Genomic DNA, 21,411 nt, shown 5'->3' on the forward strand with positions numbered 1-21,411 from the left:
TGCCTCCATTGACGTTTCTCCCTAACGTCGATGACGAACTATAATCACACACCATCAACAATCGCAACATACAAAGATGTAAAATCTTCACCGTTGACGATATTCGATCACATTTATATGGTTGCGTCAGAGTTCGCTCATCACTGGGCGACAATCGTCAGGAGGAGGCATTCATGGATCGACCAGACCTAAGGGAAACGAACGTGTTCAAGGGGTTCCTCCGGCTTTCCAGCGAGATCGGAAGCGACATCCTGAAGACCCAAGGCGCTGGTGGAAACACGTCGATAAAAGATGATGGTGTCATGTGGGTAAAGGCTTCTGGCACTTGGCTCGCCAAAGCCGAGGCCGAGGACATCATGGTTCCAGTGGTTGTGGACCGGCTCGTCTCTGCACTGCGCGACGGAGACCCGCGCGCGGAAAAATCAACGGATTTCATAGTAAGCGAGCTAAACTCGAGCGGGCTCAGGCCTTCCATCGAGACAAGCTTCCACGCAGCGCTCGAAAACCCCGTCGTTGCGCACTATCACTGTGTCAATGCCATCGCACTCGCAGTTCTTGAGGACCGCGACATTGAGTTGGCGCATCGGATGCGGACCGTTGCGGACCTCACATGGGTGACCATCCCCTACCGACGCCCCGGAACCCCGTTGGCGAGGGAAATCGAAAAAGGCGGCTGCGTCTCGACCGGATGTCTTGATTCTGTTCAATCACGGGATCATCGTATGTGGTGACACCCTCGAGGAAGTTGCGGACAGGATTGAACGCGTTACGAAAGCACTGGCTCAAGGCACACGCGAGACGATCAGCCCCGATCTCGCGACACTCGACGCTATTGCCGAAGGATCCGGATTCCATCCTGCGCGAGACCACGACAGTCATGCGGTCGCATTGTCCGAGGTCAACCGGGCAATCGCCTTGGGGGGATCCCTGTATCCCGACCATGTGATCTTCCTCGGAACCGAGATCGGCGTGCTGCAGGACGGCCAAAGCGCGGCAGATTTCCAAGCTGCCTTGCACAACGAGGGTCGGGACGTACCGAAGATGTTGATTGTCCCAGACAAAGGCGTTCTATTGTCGAGCTCATTGACCGCTGGCGGTGAAGTGATGGCACGCTGCTTGGCCGAGGTGGTTGGCCGCATCCCCAGTGAAAGCAATGTGGTCTACCTGTCCGAAAGCGATGAATACGAGCTGATGAACTGGGAGGCCGAGCAATATCGACAGGCGCTCGATCGTGAATCGGCGAGGCAAACAGCGTGACCAAGAATGCTGGATCAGCTGTCGCCATTGGAATTGATATCGGAACATCGGGCGCTCGCGCGGCCGCCATCGACATTGACGGCACTCCAGTAGCGTTTGCCGCATCGCCGTTCAGATCCAATGACGAACTGCGTGACCCTGCGGCTTGGTGGCGGCGAGTGAAAGAAGCGATGGAACAACTCACCGCGACAATCGACCTTCATGGGGTCGAGGGCGTCGCCGTCGACGGGACGTCTGGAACGGTCTTGTCGCTAAACGCTTCGGGCGAAGCCACCGGATCAGCGCTGATGTACAACGAGCCGTGCCCCGATGCGGACGTCGTGGCCCGTATATCGCGACATGCGCCCGACGGCGCGACGGCCGTCGGCGCGAACTCAGGCTTGGCGCGCGCTATTTACCTGTCCCATGACCGCGAGGTTGACGCCATCGTGCACCAGGCGGACTGGATCCTTATGAAGCTGGGATGCCCAGGACGGCCCAGTGATGAAAACAACGCGCTCAAATCAGGTTTTGATCTCGAAAGCCAGAAATGGCCGGCGTGGATCGAAGCGGCGGGCATGGACATCGCTAGCTTGCCCAGGGTTTACCGCGCCGGCGCGCGAATTGCCCAAGTATCAGGATATCTCAGTCAACTGGGTGTCCCCGCTTCGGCATGGTACCACGCGGGCACCACCGATGGATGTGCATCCTTCCTTGCCACGGGCGCTTCAGCCGTCGGGGATGCGGTCACCGCTCTTGGTTCGACGATCGTATTAAAGTTAGCGTCCGATCAACCGATCAATGCGCCAGAGTTCGGGGTCTATTCACACCGGGTGGGCAATTTCTGGCTGGTGGGCGGCGCATCGAACAGTGGTGGAAACGTGCTCCGTGCGTTGATAGGTGACGACCGGCTGACGGCCCTGACGACCGCGATTGACCCTAATCAGCCGCTAGGTTTGGGATATTACCCACTCCTTAGGCCGGGTGAGCGCTTTCCGATCAATGATCCGCACTATCTGCCGCGCCTTGAGCCGCGACCCGCGGACGACGCGGCGTTTTTCCAAGGTCTCCTGGAGGGAATGACCGAGATAGAGCGCCTGGGTTACGATCGCTTGCGTGAACTTGGTTCCCCCGCCCTAAGAACCCTACGCACGGTGGGCGGCGGCGCACAAAACCCGGCCTGGACGGCAATGAGAGCCCGGGCGATCGGGCTCGAGCCACTACCAGCGAAATCGGTTGAGGCCGCTGTGGGGATCGCTACCCTTGTTCTAGCCAACAGGGACCAGCATGTTTAACCCGACAAAAACCGACCTTGCGGCATTGACGCGGACGTACGACGTATTTCTGATTGATCAGTTTGGCGTCCTGCGCGACGACATCGGGCCTTATGAAGGGGCTGTCAAAGCATTGTCGTGGCTTGCCTCGCAAGGAAAGCGCGCGATCGTTCTTTCGAACTCCGGGCGGAGCGGAGATTACAACAGCGAGAGACTGGTCAGACTTGGCTTCGCGGCGGAAAGCTTCGAACGCTTCGTGACCTCCGGCGATGTCGCGTTTGACCTCCTCTCAAAAGAGGGATCAGGTGTCGCGAAATCCGCACGGTGTTTCACGGTTTCCAGCGGAGGAGACACCGACCTAGCGGATCGTCTCGGGCTTGCGTCCACCGGTGCCGCGCGCGGCGCTGATATCGTTATTATTTCGGGCAGCGAGGCCGAGCGGATCTCAATGGATGAGTATCGGAAGATGCTGCTCCCAGCCGCGGTAAACGGCATCCCATGCTTCTGCACCAATCCAGACATCCACAAGCTACATGAGGGCCGGATCGCGCCCGGAGCCGGGAGCATTGCAAAACTCTACGAGGAACTGGGCGGGAGCGTGCGCTGGGTTGGAAAGCCATTTCCCGAAATCTACGAGTATGCCCTCAAAGTAGCTGCAATAGATGAGCAGAACCGCGTTGTCTGTATCGGAGACAGCATTGAGCACGACATCCTTGGAGCGAACATCGCAGGTCTAGGCTCAGTCCTAGTGGGAACGGGTATCCTGGCTGGCCAGAGCGAGGACGAACTCGCGAGGATTGCTGAGCGGTCTAGCGCCTACCCAGACTTCCTTCTGGCGCGCTTTTCATTGTGAATGTTGAGATCGTAGGCACACCGAAACAGGCCCGGCCGCCCCCGAGGCGAATTGGCGATCCTACGTTGGTATACTTGTGGGCTTGCGGTTCGCGGCGCATTCACTACCTAGGATCTTGAGCAAGGAAAATCCAAATTGGTTGAGCGGCTTTCCTCAGTATCGTCCACCGCACCGTCAAACCCGACACGGGTCGATCGCAGTATCTCGCTCGCGGAACCGGATGTAGCATGGGTAGCTGAGAGACAATCCGCGATCACTGCCAGCTTGGAGCACAAGAACAACGAAGGTCGCCAACAAAACCTCGGGGATGAGGAATTACCTTCAGGCCATCTGTCTCATCCTTCACCTGAAGACCGAGCTCGAGAGGCCAAGCAGTCAGACAGTCATTTGTCAGGCGAAAGCGAGCGAATTGGCAAGGGGAACCTCAGTGAAAATGTTCCATTCGGCGAGCATCAAGGCTACGTCTGAAATAGCCCCCGCCGAATGACGCCCCCCGATTTCCGGCGCGGGTGGAAGCTCAGCAAGCCCAACAATGCCCCCATCAAGGTCAGGCCGAGGGAACAACCATTCTTGTGTCATCGATAGGTGTCCAGCCTGACTCGGTGAGAAGCGGCGGCCGATGACCGCCTTGACGCCGGTGGACGGACGAGCGCCCGGGGCGTATTGATGGTACCACGAGTGTTCTCGGGCACGACTATCGAACGCAATCCGAAACTCCCATATTCCCGCGAGCCGTGTCCGTATTTGGAACCCGGGGTATCATGCGACCAATGACGAGAACCAGAAGAGCCGCGAGCGCCAGGCACGCCGCGAGGAAGAACATGGGCGCGATAGTGCTGCCTGTCGAATCCTTGATCCACGGCACTACGTTTTGCGCGACGAAACCTCCAAGGTTGCCCACCGAGTTGATTGCCGCAAGACCCGCGGCGGCGCCAGCGCCCTTGAGAAAGCGTGATGGAAGGCTCCAAAAGACAGGCTGGCCAGCGAATATTCCCGCAGCAGCGATGCTCAAGAAGGTGAATTGCATGATATGGTTGGAGATAATGGCGGAGAGGACCAAGCAGATTGCTCCAATCGCCGCGGGAATGACGATATACGGCGTTTTGGCGGGAGCCTTATCCGCCTGCGCGGGGATCACGTAGAGCGCGATCCCGACAAGAACCCACGGGATGATGTTGAGAAAGCCGTTGGCCGTGTTGCTCACGCCGAAGCCCTTGACGATCGTGGGCAGCCAATAGCTTAGACCGTAGGCCGCGAGCGGAAACCCGATATAGCAAGCCGACATCAACAAAACGCGGGGGTTGATTAGGGCTTTAAAACCGTTGCCGGCGTTCGCTTCCATGCCCGAATTTTCCGAAGCCAATCGATCCTTCAGCCAGCCTTTTTCCTGAAGACTGAGGAACTTTGCCTGCTCTGGCCTATCAGAGAGGTAGAACAGGGTGACGAACCCGGCGATGACGGCGGGGATGCCGGTCGCGAGGAAAACCCACTGCCAGCCCGCGTGGCCATAAAGGCCGTCCAGATCAAGCAGCGCGCCGCCCAATGGTGCGCCTACCGCGTTTGCCACGGCTGAAAAGATCATGAACAACCCTACCATTCTCCCTCGATATGCTGACGGGTACCAAAGGGTCAGAAGGTACAGCACGCCCGGAAAGAAGCCGGCCTCGCATGCCCCGAGAAGGAAGCGTAGTATGTAAAACATGGTGGCGTTCTGCGTGTAGGCCAACGCGATGGTGACGAGACCCCACGAAATCAAAATCCTGGCAAACCACTTGCTCGCGCCGAACCGATCCAAGAGAAGGTTGCTAGGAACCTCGAAGATGAAATAGCCAATGAAAAACAGTGATGCGCCTAGGCCGTATGCGTATTCGCTCATGCCTAGCGCATCAACCATTTCCAGCTTGGCGAAGCTCACGTTTTGACGATCGATGTAGGCGATCAGGTAAAGTAGGCCGAGAAACGGCATCATGCGCCAGGTAATTTTCGAGATCAGTTTTCTTTCGACAACCACAACGGTTCCTCCTCATGCGGGATGGAGTGGAGATAGGTCCGCCGACCCACCGATCAACCATGGGGAGAAAAGCTTTGTCACAACCGATTTTCAGGAACGCGCGGCCAACCCTGTCAAGCCATGGCACGTAACGATGGACAGGGCATTGTGAAGGGCAACGCTCGACCGATTATCCTCAGGCTTGCCGCATTACCACGCATCACGGGCAGATTGTCAGAATTTCGATGCAGGCGATCAGCCGGGTTTGGACGCTTCCAACGCCGGCCGAGCAGTCGTGTCTCTTGATACAACACTTGCTTGCCAAGAGCGCGACATCGCGCGTGGAGCCGAGTTGCCGAACGGCACGCGGCTTTCAGAATGCGGTCGGAGCATGCGTTGCCGATCGGCAATGGCGTCACGCCGACGTCTCTCTTCAACCAACGACTCGCGGCAACTGCCCCGGCTGCTTGCGCGTGCCAGTGTTGGTTTTATCAGGTGGCCCGCTGGGGAAATGACGCACCATGAGCCGAGCCAGCACCACATAATGACGGACATTTCGGTGGCGCAGCGTGGGTCCCAGCGCTGCGCCCACGTCATCAGAAACTCTTGCGAAAGCCGAACGTCACAGCGTTGCTGCGGAAATCCGTGCTTGATGAGGTACCCGCTTGCGAAGTGAAATCAAAATTATCCGCGGCCGTGAACCTGTATCCAATGTCGAGGGTCGTGTTATCGAAAAGAGAGACATCGGAAAATAGCCCGATAGCCTGCAGATTGATCCCGACACCCGCATCCAGGTGATAGGCGAATGCTGTGTCACTGTCGTCCATCAACGTTGCAACACCCGCTACTCCCTGCTTGCGAAGGTCGAGGTTCATGAAGCCGGCACCGCCGCCAACATACGGGGTGATGGCGCTTAAAGCTCCGTCCGCGGCCAGCGGAATATCAAGGTATCCATTCACGTAACCTTGGATCGAACGGGCATCGCCAAAAGAGTTGATGCCGCCGAGACCTACGCCAGCGATACTATGCTCGTCGACCGAAGCCGTGCCGTAGCCCAGTTCCAATTCCACGCGCGGCGAAACGAAACCGTATGCTCCAAAGTCATAGCCAGCGCGGATGGCGCTATAGAAGCCGACATCATAATCAGTTTCGACAGTCGTGCCGCCGACACCAAAACTAGTATCATCCAGGAAGTTCACGGACGAGAGCGAACCAATGTAAAAACCGGATACCGACCGCGCAACAGCCGGTTGCTCAACGGGAGCCACCAGGTCCGCCGCAAGGAGCGAGGACGGGGAGGAAATAAGAGCGGTGAGAACAAGAGCTGAAATTTTCATTGCGAACCCAGACTTACGCGCCACGAGGAGTTCGTGGGCTTCAGGTTTCGCAAGTAGAGAAGATTTAGCGGCATTCCACCCACCCACGACGATAACGAAAGCAGCGTGACATAATAGCAACGCCGGGTTGCGCTTGCCACGACCACCCACCCCGATAGCCGCACGAACATTCTGACGAAGCCTAGCGCGGCCCGGCTTGGGTGGGCTAATGGCCAGCTGATAGGACGTTGAGAGGCGGATAATTGCGACTATTTCGACAATAACCGCGGACGCTTAGACGGGCGCTTTTGCCCCACCGGATGCAATGTTCTTACGCGAGAAAATTGGGCACCGCCGGGCAATCGCTTCAGACCAATGGGTGACCAGGCGCATCGCTAGGGGCGCACCCGGTGAGTGCACGGTCCGTGAGGCAATTATCGACCGCCGCGGCCGGCGTCCCCACTTCGCCGGCGTTGGACGCGGTCCGCCGGCGGCGCCTCGACATGACTTCATCGCGACAAGGTGAGCGCTCAGTCGCACCTGGCCTCTTCGATCCCAAAGAGTAAGTAGTATGATCCACCACACGTCTCGCGACCATGATTGATTTCAATCCTGTGGATTGCGTTCCCCACGTCGCGTAGACGGAGCGTCTGCCCTATATATCATCTTCCGCGGCCGCTAGCGTGTGCCGTTGCACGGATGATCCATATGCCAGGTAAGAAACAGAGCACTGATAGCCCAAGGAAGCGCCGATCGCTATTGGCGCAACTCGCCGACGAACCGGAAAAGCTTTTCACGGGCGCGTTCCGGCAGCAATATGGCGCCGTCTGTTTCCGTTACGTCGGCGTGACATCGAAGATCGAGGTTCTGATCATCTCGTCGCGGGATACGGGCCGTTGGGTTGTGCCCAAGGGCTGGCCAATGAAGAAGAAAAAGCCCCACGAGGCCGCCGCGATCGAGGCTTGGGAGGAAGCCGGGGTTCGGGGTACCGTCCGTAAAGCCGCGGTCGGACGCTACACTTACCTGAAATTCCTCGACGACGGTGATGTCGTTCCAACAATCGTTGACCTTTTCCAGATAGAGGTTACGGTTCAGCAAGACGAGTTCAAGGAGAAGGGACAACGTCGACTTGCGTGGGTCGAGCCGGACGAAGCCGCGCGACGCGTGCGCGAGTTGGAACTGAAATCTTTGCTCGTTGACTTTAAACCGAAGGGCAAGCGCCAGGGTACCTAACGCGGAATAATCGGGGTGAGCCACCTTCACGCCGAAGGACATGCCGCGGGGGTAACCAGAGCAAAGCTTCAAAAACGAGACTGACACATGATGAGCCCCAGATCATCAGATTCACGGCTCAATTCTGGTTTGTTCATTGGTGAAGGCTGGCTCATGGTGGCGGCTCGGCGCGCCGGAATGGCGATAGCCTCTCGCATTCATCCGCCACGCCATCGAGAGGATCACCTCCGTGCATTAGACCTCGCGTGGCGGCTTTGACGGTGAGCCGCGACCGTGGAAGCTCTCCGCCGTGAAGCACAGATGCTTCCGGCCGCCTCCCTCGACTACCATGGCTTCATTTTACCTGGGATGAGATGGCGGGGCGTGTCGTGATGGCCGCCTTAGCGAGATAGTGACGCACGGCCCGACCAAATCATCGACTGACATGACATTTTCGACTAACATGGGCTTGTGATTAGCTGAGAGACAGGTGAGAGGATATGCTCCGGGACCGTATTAATCACGTGGTGCATGGTCGAGCACTACTTGCAATGAGAATTCCCGAGATACGAGAAGTGCGGGGTACACAGCCTGGCTTCTCCGATCTTTTCGAAAGCTACAGTCTTGCTGTCATTCATCTCAATGCCTTGACAGCACGTCACGCGCCACGATCACAAATTGACGAATATAAAGAGCTGATCTCCAATCTGGAGGAGGAAGCAGCATATTTTGTGAGAAACTACTCCCCAATGCATGGCAAGTTCGATTGGGCGGATTGACACAACGCATTTGCGTGGTCCACTCCGATTTGCCGCGTCCGGGGGCTTTTAATGTGGCCGACCGTCTTGACCAGCATGGTCGAAGAGCAACCAGGAGCGGTTTTGGTTCAACCCCTTCGACGCGCCTCGCTGCCTTGAGGGGGGGCCCCGGTTAAAGGTCCTCTGGTCCAGTTCCTTGATACGCTCCCGCACCGCGCTGACTTCGACCTGATACACGTCGAAGATGACGGGCGCGACATCGCCGTTATCGACGCTTCAGATAAGTGTGGCGGTCCATGGATTGAAGGCTAACGGCTCCACGCACACCCGCCTCTTCCCGTGCTCCGCGGCCGCGCCGCGCGGTCCCTCATCCCTCATCGGCCATCTCTTGGGAAAAACCGGGCCCACCTGTGGTCACAAGTATCCGCTGAACCAATTGCATTGGCATACCTTCGGCGCGATTCGTCCAGATTTACTCTCCATCATCCTTCTCGCCATGTTTCCCATGCAGGCTGTTCACCGGGGCGCTAGCCGCGACCTCCTGGTGCGCGATATAGGTTCGCGTATGGATCGTGCCGTTGATGCCAAACACCCCGACGCGATGGTTTCAGGTCATGACAATCCGACAGGTGTCGCGACGCGACGCCCATGACGATCGAAGAAATGCACAGCGCCTGTTCCAGCTTGAAGGATCACTCGGCTGCCTATTGTCATCACTGAACGACCCGCCGTTCGGAAAATGATCTCCACGCCCCCGATGGTCGTGGCGTGGACATAGCTTTCCGCGCCGACGAGTTCGATGGCGCCAATGTCGACAGCCAGACCCAACATGGAACTCGATAGAGTGTCCGCGACGTTCAAGTCCTCAGGGCGAATTCCGATCGTCGACACGTTAGGCGCGAGCGATACCCCGGGGGCATCAACGGCGAGCGCTTCGGCGCTAATCAAATTCATCGCTGGCGAACCTATGAACGCCGCCACGAAGGTCGTGGCTGGCCGCTCGTAAAGTTCGATCGGCGTGCCGACCTGCTCAATCTTCCCGCCGTTCAGCACGACCAGACGATCGGCGAGCGTCATGGCCTCCATCTGATCATGGGTCACGTAGACGCTTGTCGTCGACAGCGTGCGCTGCAGCTTGCGGATCTCCACCCGCATCTGCACACGCAGCTTCGCATCGAGATTGGACAACGGCTCGTCGAACAGAAATGCCTTCGGCTCGCGCACGATTGCCCTGCCCATCGCGACGCGCTGCCTCTGGCCGCCCGACAGCTGGCGTGGCTTGCGCTCGAGCAGGGAACCAATCTCCAGCGAAGACGCCGCGGCAGCAATCCGTCGTTCGATCTCGGCCGCAGCCATTCCTCGGTTTTTCAGACCATAGGACATGTTCTGCCTGACGGTCATGTGCGGATAAAGCGCGTAGTTTTGAAAAACCATCGCGATATCCCGCTCGGATGGTTCCAAAGCGTTGACAACGCGCCCGTCGATCGCGATTTCTCCGGAGGAGATCGCTTCCAATCCCGCGATCATCCGCAGGAGCGTGGATTTCCCACATCCGGACGGTCCGACGAGGACCACCATCTCACCGTCGGCGATGTCGAGCGAGATTCCCTTTATCGCCTCGAAGCCACCTGCATATGTCTTGCGAACGTCCCTGATCGTGATGCTTGCCATTACTTCTCTGTCTCCACGAGGCCCTTCACGAACCAGCGCTGCATCAAGACGACAACGAGGATCGGGGGAATGATTGCAAGAATTGCGGTGACCATAACGAGGTTCCAAGGCGTCGCCGCGTCGGCGAAATCGACCATTTTGCGCAGTCCGATGATGATCGTCGACATGCTCGCGTCGTTGGTCACAAGCAGCGGCCAGAGATACTGCGTCCAGCCGTAAATGAAGAGAATGACGAAAAGCGCCGCCAGGTTGGTGCGTGAAAGCGGAAGCAGGATATCGCGCATGAAACGGAACGGCCCTGCATTGTCGATACGGGCGGCCTCCACCAATTCGCCGGGTATCGTGAGGAAGAACTGCCGAAACAGGAACGTCGCAGTCGCCGATGCCATCAATGGAAGGGTCAGCCCCGCATAGGTGTCGATCATGCCCAGATCGACGATGACCTTGTATGTCGGCAGGATGCGGACCTCCACGGGCAACATCAGCGTCACGAAAATCATCCAGAAGAACACCATCCGCAGCGGAAAGCGGAAGAACACGATCGCGAAAGCCGACAGGAAGGAAATGATAATCTTGCCGATGGCGATCAGGGCCGCGACGACAATCGTGTTGAACATCATCCGCTCGAGGCTGACTCCGACGACCCTCTCGACCCCACCGACCAGGGCGTCGCCGTAATTCTCCGCGAAATGGCCTTGCGGCAGCATGGTGATTGGTGGGCGCAGTATCTGCGCCGACGTCATCGTCGATGCGACGAACGTGTAGTAGATCGGGAAGGCTACAATGATGATCCCGAGCACGAGGATCAGATGGCCTGTGATACTTGCAATGGGGCGCCGGTCGATCATCTCAAACCTCAAGCGTAGTGGACGCGGCGTTCGACGAAGCGAAACTGCACGGCGGTCAGCGCAATCACGATGATCATCAAGACGACGGATTGGGCAGCGGATGAGCCGAGATCCAAATTGACGAAACCGTCATTGTAGACCTTGTAGACCAATGTCTCGGTCGCCTTGGCAGGTCCTCCACCAGTCACGGCATGAATGATCCCGAACGTGTCGAAGAAGGCGTAGACCGTGTTGACGACGAGCAGAAAGAACGTGGTCGGCGCCAGCAAGGGAAACACGATCGTCCAGAACCGACGGCTCCCGCGCGCGCCATCGATGGATGCCGCTTCGATCAATGATTTCGGGATCGCCTGAAGGCCGGCGACAAAAAAAAGGAAGTTGTAGCTAATCTGCTTCCATGCGGCCGCGACAATGACCAAGACCATGGCCTGCCCGCCGTTCAAGAGCGGATCCCAGGCAAATCCAGCCCGCCGCAGCATATAGGCGAAGCTTCCCATCGCCGGATTGAACATGAAGAGCCACAACATGCCCGCGACCGCGGGAGCCACGGCGTAAGGCCAGATCAACAGAGTGCGATAGAATGTCTGTCCCCGCCTTATACGATCGACGGCGGTTGCAAGCGTCAATGCCACGATCATCGCCAGCCCCGCGGTCGCCACACTGAACACGACTGTCACCTGAAGCGAATGAATGTAGCTTGGATCGCTCAGGATCCTGCGAAAGTTCGCCAGGCCGACAAATCCACTTTTTAGCCCGAACGGGTCTTCCCGCTGCATGGATTGATAAAGCGCCTGACTGGTCGGCCAGAAGAAAAACACGACCGTCAGAACGATCTGCGGCGCCAACAGAAAATACGGAAGGACTTTATTCGGGAAGACGACATTTTGCACGCGGAGACCCCCTTGAGCGAAGCGAGGTGATCATCCGCGCCCGTGAGCACGGATGATCAATAGATCAAGCTTACTTGGCGATCGCCTGCTGGATGGCCGCGTTGCCTCGCTCGACAGCCTTATCGAGAGCGGCCTTGGCATCCTGCTTGCCCGCGAGCATCGCTTCGAACTCCTCGTTCATGATGTCGCGAACCTGCGGCAGGTTGACGAGACGAACACCCTTGGAGTTCTCCGTCGGCACCTTGCCCATCATCTGCAGGATCGGGGTCTCGCGACCCGGGTTCTTCTCGTAGAAGCCTAACTTCTTCGTCTCCTCATAGGCAGCCATGGTCACAGGCATGTAGCCCGACACCTGATGAAGGCGCGCCTGGATCTTGGTCTGCGACAGGAAATGGAAGAACTCGGCGATACCCTTGTACTCGGCGTCGCTCTTGCCAGCGAAGACCCAAAGGCTTGCGCCGCCGGGAATGGTGTTTTGCGGGCGGCCCTCCCCCGGTTCGTAAGGCAATTGCCCAATTCCATAGTTCATGCCGCTTTTGACGATATCGCCCAGGCCGCCGGACGATTCCGTCAGGATAGCGCACTCGCCCGACGTAAAGAGTTGCTTGGCTTCAGACGTGCGACCGCCATAGCGAAACGTACCGTCCTTGGCGAGATCGGCGATATCCTGAAAGTGCTTGACGAAGTCAGGCGTGTTGAACGCGAGTTTGACGTCCGTACCCGCCAAGCCGTTTTCGTTGCTGCCGTAAGAGAGATTGTTCCATGCGGCAAAGTTCTCTGTCTGAATCCAGGTGAGCCAGGTCGACGTCAGACCGCAGGCAGCGCCGCTTGCCTTGATTTTCTTGGCGGCCTCGATGACCTCGGGCCACGTCTTTGGCGCGGCCTCTGGATCAAGTCCGGCCTTCTTGAACAGGTCCTTGTTGTAATAGAGAATCGGCGAGGAAGAGTTATAGGGGAACGACAGCATGGTGCCGTCCGGCTTGGAATAGTAGGCCGCGATGCCCGGCAGATATTCGTCCTTGCTGAATTTGTACCCGCCCTTCTCGAGGACTTCGGCGACCGGCATGATGGCCCCTTCGGCGCCCATCATCACGCCGCTGCCCGCGTCGAAGACCTGAAGGATGGCCGGCGATTTCTTGGCGCGGAAGGCTGCGATGCCGGCGTTCAGTGCCTCGGGATAGGTGCCCTTGAACACCGGAACGATCTTGTAATCGGCCTGGCCCCCGTTGAATTCCTTGGCGAGCTGGTCGACGACCTCGTTGTTGGCGCCTGACATGGCATGCCACCACTGCAACTCCGTTGCGGCAAACGCACTGCCGGCAATCGTGCTTGAAAGAAGGGCCGCGGCAAAGCCGATCGCGATTGGATGACGAAACATATTTCCTCCCTTTGGGTCAATTCGCGCACATTGCGCCTGCGTGGCGCGGCCGACCTCCCCGTCAGCCACGCCGCACATCTGTCAAAGCCAGTAGCCGGCTTCAAATTGGCTTCCTGTCACAAATAACGCCGCGCGGCGATCTGTCCAGATATCGGCAATCGTGCGTTGTCAAATTCCGGCGATAGCGCGAAGATCCTCGACGGCACCGGGTGCTGCCGCAAGAACAGGCGCCCCCTTGGTCAACCGGTCTCCGTCGGTCGGGAATGGGTGGTACCAGCCGCCGGCCTCCTTCACGAGGCAATAACCGGCCAGGCAGTCCCAGGCATGCATGTAAGGTTCGTAATAGCCCACGAGACGGCCGGCAGCGACATAGGCAAGCATTAGCGCGCCAGATCCATTTCGAATGAAGTTGCCGCCGGCGGACAAGAGCTTCTCCACCATCGCGGCGACGAATGCCGGCGTGACATGGTTGTTGGCGCCGATGCCTGTCACGGAATTGCGGATGTTGCGTGAAGGATCAAGCGACAGCGATTGTCCGTCCAACGTGGCTCCGGATCCAGCAGCCGCGGAGTAAAGTTCGCCGTGGCATGGTGCGAAGATAACGCCGACGACCGGCACGTTATCCTGGAGAAGCGCGACCGAGATGCACCAGTTCGGCATGCCATTGACGAAAGGGCTCGTTCCATCGATCGGATCGACGACCCAGGTCAGGCCGGACGTGCCGGCTTCAAGTCCATATTCCTCCCCTAGGAAGCCGTCACCGGGATAGGTTTCGTGAACGGCGTCTCGAATGAGGTTTTCGACGTCCCTGTCAGCGATCGACACCACGTCCTGCGGATCCCGCTTGGTTTCGATGACCAGGCTTTCTCTTTTTTCGAAGTACCCGAATGCCAGGGCACCAGCCTTCCTTGCGATAGCTTCCGCAAAGGCCCTGCGAGCATCAAGGCCCAATGAAGAATGCGATGTCATGTCAAACCCTCTTGCGATTTCTCATTTGCTTGGTGCGGTAATCAGCGCGATCCCGCGATCCTTCAGACTGATGGCGACTTCGGTCGTCGTATCGAAGGGTGAATCCGCCGTCCGGTCGATGACGAACACGTTCCCCCTGCTGGTCGCGACTTCGTATTCGACATGATCGCCAAGATAGGCGGCATGCGTGATCCTGCCGGTGAAGGCACCCTTCGTGGGCGTGCGGTGCAACTGAATTGCATTGGGCCGGATGGCGAGTTCGGCCCTGCCAGCCAATGCGTTCCTGGCCGCGACGCGGTGTTTCAGCCCTTCGATGTCGATCAGTGCGATGCCGTTCTCGACACTTTCGACCTGACAGGCCAGCACATTGGCCTCACCCATGAAATCGGCGATGAAGGCGGAGGCGGGCGCATCGTAAAGGTCGCGTGGCGCGCCTTGTTGCGCGATCTCGCCATCCTTCATCACGATGATCTGGTCCGACACGGCAAGAGCCTCGTCCTGGTCATGCGTGACGTAAACCGCGGTGAAGCCCAGTCGCTGTTGCAGATCACGAATTTCGGTGCGCACCCTTCGACGCAAGCGTGCGTCGAGATTGGAGAGTGGCTCGTCGAGCAGCAGTACCTGCGGCTCCAGGACCAGGGCGCGCGCCACGGCAACGCGCTGCTGCTGGCCACCTGACAATTCGGCCGGCAGCCGCTCGCCCATGCCGTCGAGCCCGACGAGCTTCATCGCCTCCTTGGCGCGTTCGCGCGCTTCCTTGCGCTTGATGCCTGATGATTCCAGACCGTAGGCGACGTTGTCGAGCGATGTCATATGCGGAAAGAGCGCGTAGCTTTGAAACACCATCGAAACATCGCGCTCGTTTGCCGGCAGCATCGTGACGTCCTTGCCGCCGATTAGAATACGTCCAGACGAGGGGTGCTCGAGACCGGCAAGCATGCGCAGCGTCGTTGTCTTGCCGCATCCCGACGGACCGAGAAGCGTGACAAGCGTTCCCGGTTCGATGGTGAGCGACAGGTCGGGAATCGCCGTGAAGGCGCCAAATGTCTTTCTCACTCGTTCGAACGTGACGGAGCCGGGCACAGTCTTGCTCATGCGGTTTTCTCCTTATTGAGCGGCAGGGAGGGATTGGCTGTCGGGGCAGCGAGCGCCACACGGTTCTCACGGCGAAGTCGGCGTTCGCCGACCAGCAACTGGAAACCACCGATCACAGTGACCATCACGACGATAAGGGCGGACGAGTAGGCGATCGCAACGCCATATTCGCCGTTTTCGACGAGGCCGACGATATAGGCCGTCGACATGTTGTATTCGGCGCTGACCAGGAAGATCACGGCGCTGATCGAGGTAATCGCCCGCACGAAGGAATAGACGAGGGCCGCGGTGATCGCCGGGCGCAGAAGCGGCAAGATCACCTTTCTGACGGTTCTGAAGCTGTTTGCACGCAAGGTCAGGGATGCCTCGTCGAGGCTCTTGTCGAGCTGGCTCATGGCCGCCACGCCGCCGCGCACACCGACTGGCATGTTACGGAAGACGAAGCACGCGACGAGGATAAGCGCAGTGCCCGTCATCTCCAGCGGCGGCAGGTTGAACGCCATGATATAGCTGATGCCGATCACGGTCCCCGGAATGGCAAAGCTCAGCATAAGCGCAAATTCGAAGACGCCACGACCGACGAATTTCTGGCGGACGATCAAATAAGCCGTCAGAAGGCCGACAGCGGCCGTCAATGGCGCGGAGATCAGCGCGATTTCCATGGTCGTCCAGAAGGAGTTCCAGGCAACACCCGTCCAGGCTATGCCGCCGTCCTCGCGCCAGCCGATGGAAAAAGCGCTGATGTAGTGCTGGAAGGTCAGGCTGTTATCCAGTCCCCAGGTTCGCACGAAGCCGCCGAAGAGGATCATCGCATAGACCACGACGGTGAAAAGCGCCCAAGGAACGACGATTGAATGAACGGCGATGGACAGGCCCCGCGGCAAGGCGGCGTGCGCTCCAGAATCGCCCTTACCAGTGACCGTTGCATAGCTTTTTCCCTGGAGCCAAAGTCGCTGGGCGAGGAAGGCCGTCATGGTGAAAGCCAAAAGGATCATCGCGAGTACGGCGGCGCGGGCGGGATCGTTTTGCGATCCAACGACGGCGAAGAAGATCTCCGTGGATAGGACACCGTGGCTCCCACCGAGAACCATTGGATTGCCGAAGTCCGCCATGCTTTCGATGAAGCTGATCAGAAAGGCATTGGCTAGACCGGGCTTCATCAACGGCAAGGAAACCCGCCAGAAGGTGCGCCAACGATCGGCTCTGAGCGTCTGCGACGCTTCTTCCATCGAAGGGCTGACACCTTCGACGACGCCAATCAGGACAAGGAACGAGATTGGCGTGAATGACAGGACCTGCGCGATCCAGATACCGGTCAGACCGTAGAGCCAACGGCCCGGCTCGATACCGAGAGCTGATGCTGCGAACTGCGTTACCACACCCGCGCGCCCGAACAGCAATGTCAGCGCCAGACCAACGACAAAAGGCGGCGTGATGATCGGCAGGATGGTCAGCAGCCGCAGTCCCCGCTTGAAAGGGAACCGTGTGCGTGTTGCGACGAGCGCGAAGCAAAGACCAAGCAACGTCGCTCCGCTAGCCGTCATGATCGCGAGCCACAGCGTGCGCCAGGCCACGCCACAGCGCTCGCCCCCGACGACGCAGCCAAGGCTCCAAACCGACGAATCTTGAATAGTGTTGAAGAAGCCGCTGGGATCAAAAGAGCCGTCGACCGACTGGAAAGCGGCAATGAACATGCTTCCGACCGGATAGAAGACGAAAACCGCGACCAGAACCACCAGCATCGAGATTGCGCTGACCACAAACGCGTCGCCCTTCATGACGCCGCGATCGGCAAGACCGAACGAAAAGAACAGCACGAAAACAATGCCTACGACGACGGCACCTGCCCCCATGGATGGCTGCCCGTCCGGCAAGGCGCCAAACACTGCTTCGCTGACCGCCCACGACCAGCCGGAAAAGGTGATCGCCAGCCCCTGAAGTGTGAGAAGCGCCAGTCCGGCGCCGCCGCAGACTGCCAGTAGAAGGCCGCGGCTTCGGGCACTGGCAACGAAGCGCGCTACACAACCAGCAATAAAGAGCAAGGCGACCAGGCCGAGCCACCAGCGTCCGAAGCGTGCAATCTCGATTATCGCCGGTGCGCTTGCCGCGTCCGAAAAGTGGCCGGAAAGCCATTGGAAGCCAAAGAAACCGCTTTCGATGCGATACCAGGGCAAAAGCAGGAAGGCCACGCCACCCATGAGAATGGCGATATCGAGACGGCGATTACTAGAGATCATATCGGTTGTCCGCGGCGTTTCGTGACGGTCGGAAAGGCAGGAGCCTTAAGGCCCCTGCCCGTCATTCGATCAGTTGGCCTTGGCGCCGATTTCCTTGTCCCAGCGGGACAGAAGAGCCTTGCGGACGTCTGGATCGCCGTACTTCTTGAAATCGTAGTCGATCAGCTTGATGTCTTCGAACCTAGGCGCCTCCTTCGGCACCTCGGCGGACTTGTTCGAAGGCAGCTGGAAGGACTTCGCGTCCTTCATGTGCGATTGAGCATCCGCGCTCAGCGCCCAATCATACCACTTCTTGGCATTTTCCAGGTTCTTGGCGCCCTTGACGATTGACATCGAGCCGATTTCGTAGCCCGTCCCCTCGCAAGGCGCGATCGCCTTAATCGGGAAGCCCTCGACGGTCTGAGCGACCGCGTCATGCATGAAGACAACTCCGATGGTGGACTCGCCGCGAGCCGCGGCCTTCACAGGCGCGGAGCCAGATTTGGTGTACTGGGAGATGTTGGCGTTGAGCTTCGCAAGATAGTCGAAGGCCTTGTCCTCGCCCATGATCTGAACAAGGGTCGCAAGCGTGTTATAGGACGTTCCGGAGGAGTTCGGATTGGCGATCTGGATTTCGCCCTTGTACGAGGGATCGAGCAGATCAGCCCAGCATTTCGGCTCCTTCAACCCTTTCTTCTGCAAGATCTCGGTATTGTATCCCCAGCCCAGAGCACCGGCGTAGACACCGACAGTGCGGAAATTCGCACTTTCGGCCTGTTTCTTTGCCCAGTCCTGCAATTGGTCGAATAGCGGCGACTTGTATTCGAGTGTCAGCCCCTCGCTAGCCGCCTGCAGATGGGGGTCGCCCGTCCCGGCCCACCAAAGGTCGGTCTTGGGATTGCGCGCTTCCGCGCGGATCTTCGCATAGGTCTCGCCAGCCGAAAGGCGCACCATGTTCACCGAAATATCCGTCTGCTTTTCGAACAGACCCTTCATCAAGTCGCAGACCTGCTGGTCGGCGGAGCATATGACGTTGAGATTTCCAGCGGCATGGACGGGCAGGGCAAACAACGCGGCAGTTGCCGCTAGCGCGGCCGTGGCGAGCTTTATCGAATTCATGATTTCCTCCGTGTGAACGACGCCTCCACGTCGCCGCCTTTTGCAAGCGTGTGCAAAGCTTGCCTATGGCGGAAAAGACTGTCAATGAATTTCTGACAATGAAGAGGGATTTTGCGATCGCGAGCGATTTTGCAAGCGCGTGCAGCATTGGAGGGGAGTATGGCGCCGAAGGACTTCATCAGCGCGCTGGAAGTAGCGCGACGCGCGGGCGTCTCAAGGTCCGCCGTGTCTCGGACGTTCACGCCAGGCGCGAGCGTCTCCGCGCAGACAAGAAAGAAGGTCACCGACGCGGCCGAGGCACTGGGGTATCACGTCAATGAGCTTGCTCGCGGACTGATGCGCAACCAGAGCGGAATTGTCTGCCTAATCGTGTCGGACGTTGCCACGCCATATCGATCGGCACTCCTGCGCGAGCTCACAGGCAAGCTCCAAAACGCGGGAAAGGTCGCGATGCTGATTAACACCGACCGTTCGGATGGCAGTGTGGATCGTGCTCTGTCACAGGCGATCCGCTATCGCGCCGATGCGTCGATCATATTATCAGGACTACCTGACGCGTCGATCGTCAGACTATGCCTGAAGAATGGGCAGAGACTTGTTCTGATCAATCGCGATGATGACGAGCCGGGGCCGCTAAAGATAAATCTCGACGATTTTGAAGCTGGGGAGCGGATCGTCACCGCGTTTGCAAGGGCGGGCTGCAAGTCACTTGCCTTTGCCAACTCCGATGCCGGGACACCAAGCCTGATGGGGCGTGAGCGCGGCTTCGTCGCGGCGGCCACGAGGCTCGGCCTCGAGGTTTCGGTCGAACGCCATGGCTGGACCGGTTACGAAGCGGGTCGTGTTCTGGCGCAACGATTTCTCACCCGGCCCCGCCGGCCGGATGCCGTCTTCTGCGCGACCGATCTTCTTGCTTGCGGCTTCATGGATGCCGCGCGTCATCAGTTTGGCATCTCTATTCCAGATCAGATGTGTATCGCGGGTTTCGACGACATCGAGCAGGCGTCGTGGCTGTCTTACGACCTAACGACATTCGCGCAACCAGTTGCCGAGATCGCCGCGAGGGCTGTTGCTTGGCTGTCGATCGGCGAGAATGGCAATGATAGCGGTCAGCATTCGGTCCGACTGACTGCTGAACTGGTTTGGAGGTCGTCGATCCGAGCGGGATGAGCTGGGCCGGCTTACCGCGCCACTCGCCGCTAATGCCGCGCGGATCAAGCCGTATTCCACGATAGGACGTTCTCGCAGCCTCACCTCGGCTCTGACCAGTCTTGGAAAATCTCCGATGGCGAATTTTTAATCGCGGACGATGCGTGGATCGCGGCAGAAGCTAGAACGCCGCCGTGGTAGCCCATATCGACCTGCACGATACCGGGGATCTTCAATCGTTCGCGGAACCCAGGTGATGCCGCCATCTGGTATGGCGAGCCAGGTAGCACCAAACAAAACGACCGGCTCGGACTACCTTGCGTGTCCGCGACGTTAGGACGAGCGACAAATCAAGGCGTGACGTCGGGCGGGCGTTTACTTGCTTCAGTTTCCGAGATTGCTTCATTTACTTCCGTCTTGAAGTTCGTCATGAACCGGAGCGTGAAGAAGGTCATCGCGGAAAGTACGATCGCGATGTCGTAAGCGCCAAGACCCACGGCAGCGCCGATGGCCCCGGTCGCCCAAAGACTCGCGGCGGTTGCTGTTCCGCGAATACTTGCCCTGCCAACAAGAATTGCACCGCCGCCAATGAAGCCGACGCCGTTGATCAAACCCTCGACGATCCGCGCGGTGGCCTCGGGGTTGCCGTTTGTAACAGTTTCGGCGGCCTGGATGAAGCCGCAGGCGGCGATCGCGACAAGCGGAAATGTTCGAAGGCCAGCGCTTCGTTCGTTTCTTTCCCTGTCCCAAGCGATTGGGAGGGCCAGTAGATAAGCGACCAGTAGCACAAGCAGATGAGCGACCAGATCAGAATCGTGAAAGGAAGGGGTCGAGCAGTGAGGCCAAAAAGCAATCTCCGATAATCACTGTAGACATGGCGGACATGTTCTTGGCGGCAAGGGCGGCAACTGGTTTCGCGTCGCGAAGACGTGAAAAATTCACAGCGCCTTTAAAAACCACAACGGCATGAACAAAGGGGCACGCTCCAGAATGCGGCGACCTGGATTCCATCGGCCACCTCTTGGCGGCGCTGTATCCGCCGGCCGGGGCACCACTTGGATCAAGGCGCGTTGCCAGGCTCGAGTTTTCACGTCGGTCCTGCCCCTACACCAGCGCGACTAGACCAACTCGCAGAAGCGGGATAGCGACCTGATCTGATTGGGCGCTTACAATTCACAAGCGACCGGTACTTCGGCATGCTGACCCTCGGCAAGCAAGCGACGTACCGCAAACAAGTTTCCCAACCTCGTCGATGACCTGAAGCGCGCAACGCCCCCACCCCGGACGACAAAATCTCTCTCTCAAGCCAAAGGGTCAGGGTTTCGGAAAAGTGGAATGGTGTTTTCGATCCACGGTGAAGGTTCGAGCGACGAGCGAAATGGTTTTCGAGATCGCGCAACGCAAGGCGTCGGACGTGGTTGCCGGGGCTCGAGATGG

The 21,411-nt window shown here is 58.5% G+C and carries 18 protein-coding genes; 7 read left to right on the plus strand and 11 right to left on the minus strand.

The genetic code is table 11. The annotated features are described in order from the left end of the window. Positions 1–173 precede the first annotated feature (173 nt). From P3R82_RS11310 to P3R82_RS11325, 4 genes are all read left to right on the plus strand, one after another. Positions 174–731: a class II aldolase/adducin family protein gene (locus P3R82_RS11310; protein ID WP_283193881.1), complete on the plus strand. Its 558-nt coding sequence runs from the start codon at positions 174–176 to the stop codon at positions 729–731. Further along, positions 694–1,257: a hypothetical protein gene (locus P3R82_RS11315; RefSeq protein WP_283193882.1), complete on the plus strand. Its 564-nt coding sequence runs from the start codon at positions 694–696 to the stop codon at positions 1,255–1,257. The genes P3R82_RS11310 and P3R82_RS11315 overlap by 38 nt, the downstream gene beginning before the upstream one ends. 170 nt (positions 1,258–1,427) lie before the next feature. Beyond that, entirely contained in the window at positions 1,428–2,531 is a 1,104-nt protein-coding gene (locus P3R82_RS11320; protein WP_283193937.1) for an FGGY-family carbohydrate kinase, read from the plus strand. Then, the gene (locus P3R82_RS11325; protein WP_283193883.1) at positions 2,524–3,363 is read left to right on the plus strand and encodes a TIGR01459 family HAD-type hydrolase; all 840 of its coding nucleotides are present in this window, start codon (positions 2,524–2,526) and stop codon (positions 3,361–3,363) included. Before P3R82_RS11320 ends, P3R82_RS11325 begins: the two co-directional genes overlap by 8 nt. Before the next feature lie 694 nt (positions 3,364–4,057). Here P3R82_RS11325 and P3R82_RS11330 read toward each other — a convergent pair. Both P3R82_RS11330 and P3R82_RS11335 read right to left on the minus strand, forming a co-directional pair. Then, positions 4,058–5,374: an MFS transporter gene (locus P3R82_RS11330; protein ID WP_283193884.1), complete on the minus strand. Its 1,317-nt coding sequence runs from the start codon at positions 5,372–5,374 to the stop codon at positions 4,058–4,060. Positions 5,375–5,949: 575 nt separating this feature from the next. After that, entirely contained in the window at positions 5,950–6,840 is an 891-nt protein-coding gene (locus P3R82_RS11335) for a porin family protein (protein WP_283193885.1), read from the minus strand. Between the two features lie 537 nt (positions 6,841–7,377). On the opposite strand from P3R82_RS11335, the gene P3R82_RS11340 reads away from it, so the two are divergent. Both P3R82_RS11340 and P3R82_RS11345 read left to right on the plus strand, forming a co-directional pair. Beyond that, complete coding sequence (locus P3R82_RS11340) at positions 7,378–7,902, plus strand: NUDIX hydrolase (RefSeq protein WP_111563806.1); 525 nt, start codon at positions 7,378–7,380, stop codon at positions 7,900–7,902. Positions 7,903–8,381: 479 nt separating this feature from the next. Continuing rightward, positions 8,382–8,660 (plus strand): hypothetical protein, encoded by a 279-nt coding sequence (locus P3R82_RS11345; protein WP_162718163.1) that lies wholly within the window; start codon positions 8,382–8,384, stop codon positions 8,658–8,660. A 591-nt stretch (positions 8,661–9,251) separates the two neighbouring features. Here P3R82_RS11345 and P3R82_RS11350 read toward each other — a convergent pair. The 8 genes from P3R82_RS11350 to P3R82_RS11385 form a co-directional block, all read right to left on the minus strand. Beyond that, positions 9,252–10,310, minus strand: coding sequence for a sn-glycerol-3-phosphate import ATP-binding protein UgpC (locus tag P3R82_RS11350; RefSeq protein ID WP_283193938.1), 1,059 nt, complete (start codon positions 10,308–10,310; stop codon positions 9,252–9,254). Then, positions 10,310–11,158: a sn-glycerol-3-phosphate ABC transporter permease UgpE gene (ugpE, locus tag P3R82_RS11355; protein WP_111563808.1), complete on the minus strand. Its 849-nt coding sequence runs from the start codon at positions 11,156–11,158 to the stop codon at positions 10,310–10,312. Before ugpE ends, P3R82_RS11350 begins: the two co-directional genes overlap by 1 nt. Positions 11,159–11,166: 8 nt before the next feature. Further along, on the minus strand, positions 11,167–12,048 hold the full coding sequence (gene ugpA, locus P3R82_RS11360; protein ID WP_112436711.1) for a sn-glycerol-3-phosphate ABC transporter permease UgpA: 882 nt from the start codon (positions 12,046–12,048) through the stop codon (positions 11,167–11,169). A 70-nt stretch (positions 12,049–12,118) separates the two neighbouring features. Continuing rightward, positions 12,119–13,426: a sn-glycerol-3-phosphate ABC transporter substrate-binding protein UgpB gene (ugpB, locus tag P3R82_RS11365; RefSeq protein ID WP_283193886.1), complete on the minus strand. Its 1,308-nt coding sequence runs from the start codon at positions 13,424–13,426 to the stop codon at positions 12,119–12,121. A 168-nt stretch (positions 13,427–13,594) separates the two neighbouring features. Then, positions 13,595–14,395, minus strand: a complete 801-nt coding sequence (locus tag P3R82_RS11370; protein WP_111563811.1) for an inositol monophosphatase family protein — start codon at positions 14,393–14,395, stop codon at positions 13,595–13,597. Positions 14,396–14,416: 21 nt separating this feature from the next. Beyond that, positions 14,417–15,490: an ABC transporter ATP-binding protein gene (locus tag P3R82_RS11375; protein ID WP_283193887.1), complete on the minus strand. Its 1,074-nt coding sequence runs from the start codon at positions 15,488–15,490 to the stop codon at positions 14,417–14,419. Next, positions 15,487–17,727 (minus strand): iron ABC transporter permease, encoded by a 2,241-nt coding sequence (locus P3R82_RS11380; RefSeq protein ID WP_283193888.1) that lies wholly within the window; start codon positions 17,725–17,727, stop codon positions 15,487–15,489. Before P3R82_RS11380 ends, P3R82_RS11375 begins: the two co-directional genes overlap by 4 nt. 69 nt (positions 17,728–17,796) lie before the next feature. After that, positions 17,797–18,825 (minus strand): ABC transporter substrate-binding protein, encoded by a 1,029-nt coding sequence (locus P3R82_RS11385; RefSeq protein WP_111563814.1) that lies wholly within the window; start codon positions 18,823–18,825, stop codon positions 17,797–17,799. 159 nt (positions 18,826–18,984) lie between these two features. On the opposite strand from P3R82_RS11385, the gene P3R82_RS11390 reads away from it, so the two are divergent. Next, positions 18,985–19,995: a LacI family DNA-binding transcriptional regulator gene (locus P3R82_RS11390; RefSeq protein WP_111563815.1), complete on the plus strand. Its 1,011-nt coding sequence runs from the start codon at positions 18,985–18,987 to the stop codon at positions 19,993–19,995. A 329-nt stretch (positions 19,996–20,324) separates the two neighbouring features. Here the strand turns inward: P3R82_RS11390 and P3R82_RS11395 are convergent, their stop codons facing one another. Further along, entirely contained in the window at positions 20,325–20,762 is a 438-nt protein-coding gene (locus P3R82_RS11395) for an MgtC/SapB family protein (RefSeq protein WP_283193889.1), read from the minus strand. Positions 20,763–21,411 lie beyond the last annotated feature (649 nt).

This window comes from Rhizobium sp. AN80A (assembly GCF_030053015.1).
Classification (GTDB): Bacteria; Pseudomonadota; Alphaproteobacteria; order Rhizobiales; family Rhizobiaceae; genus Rhizobium; species Rhizobium metallidurans.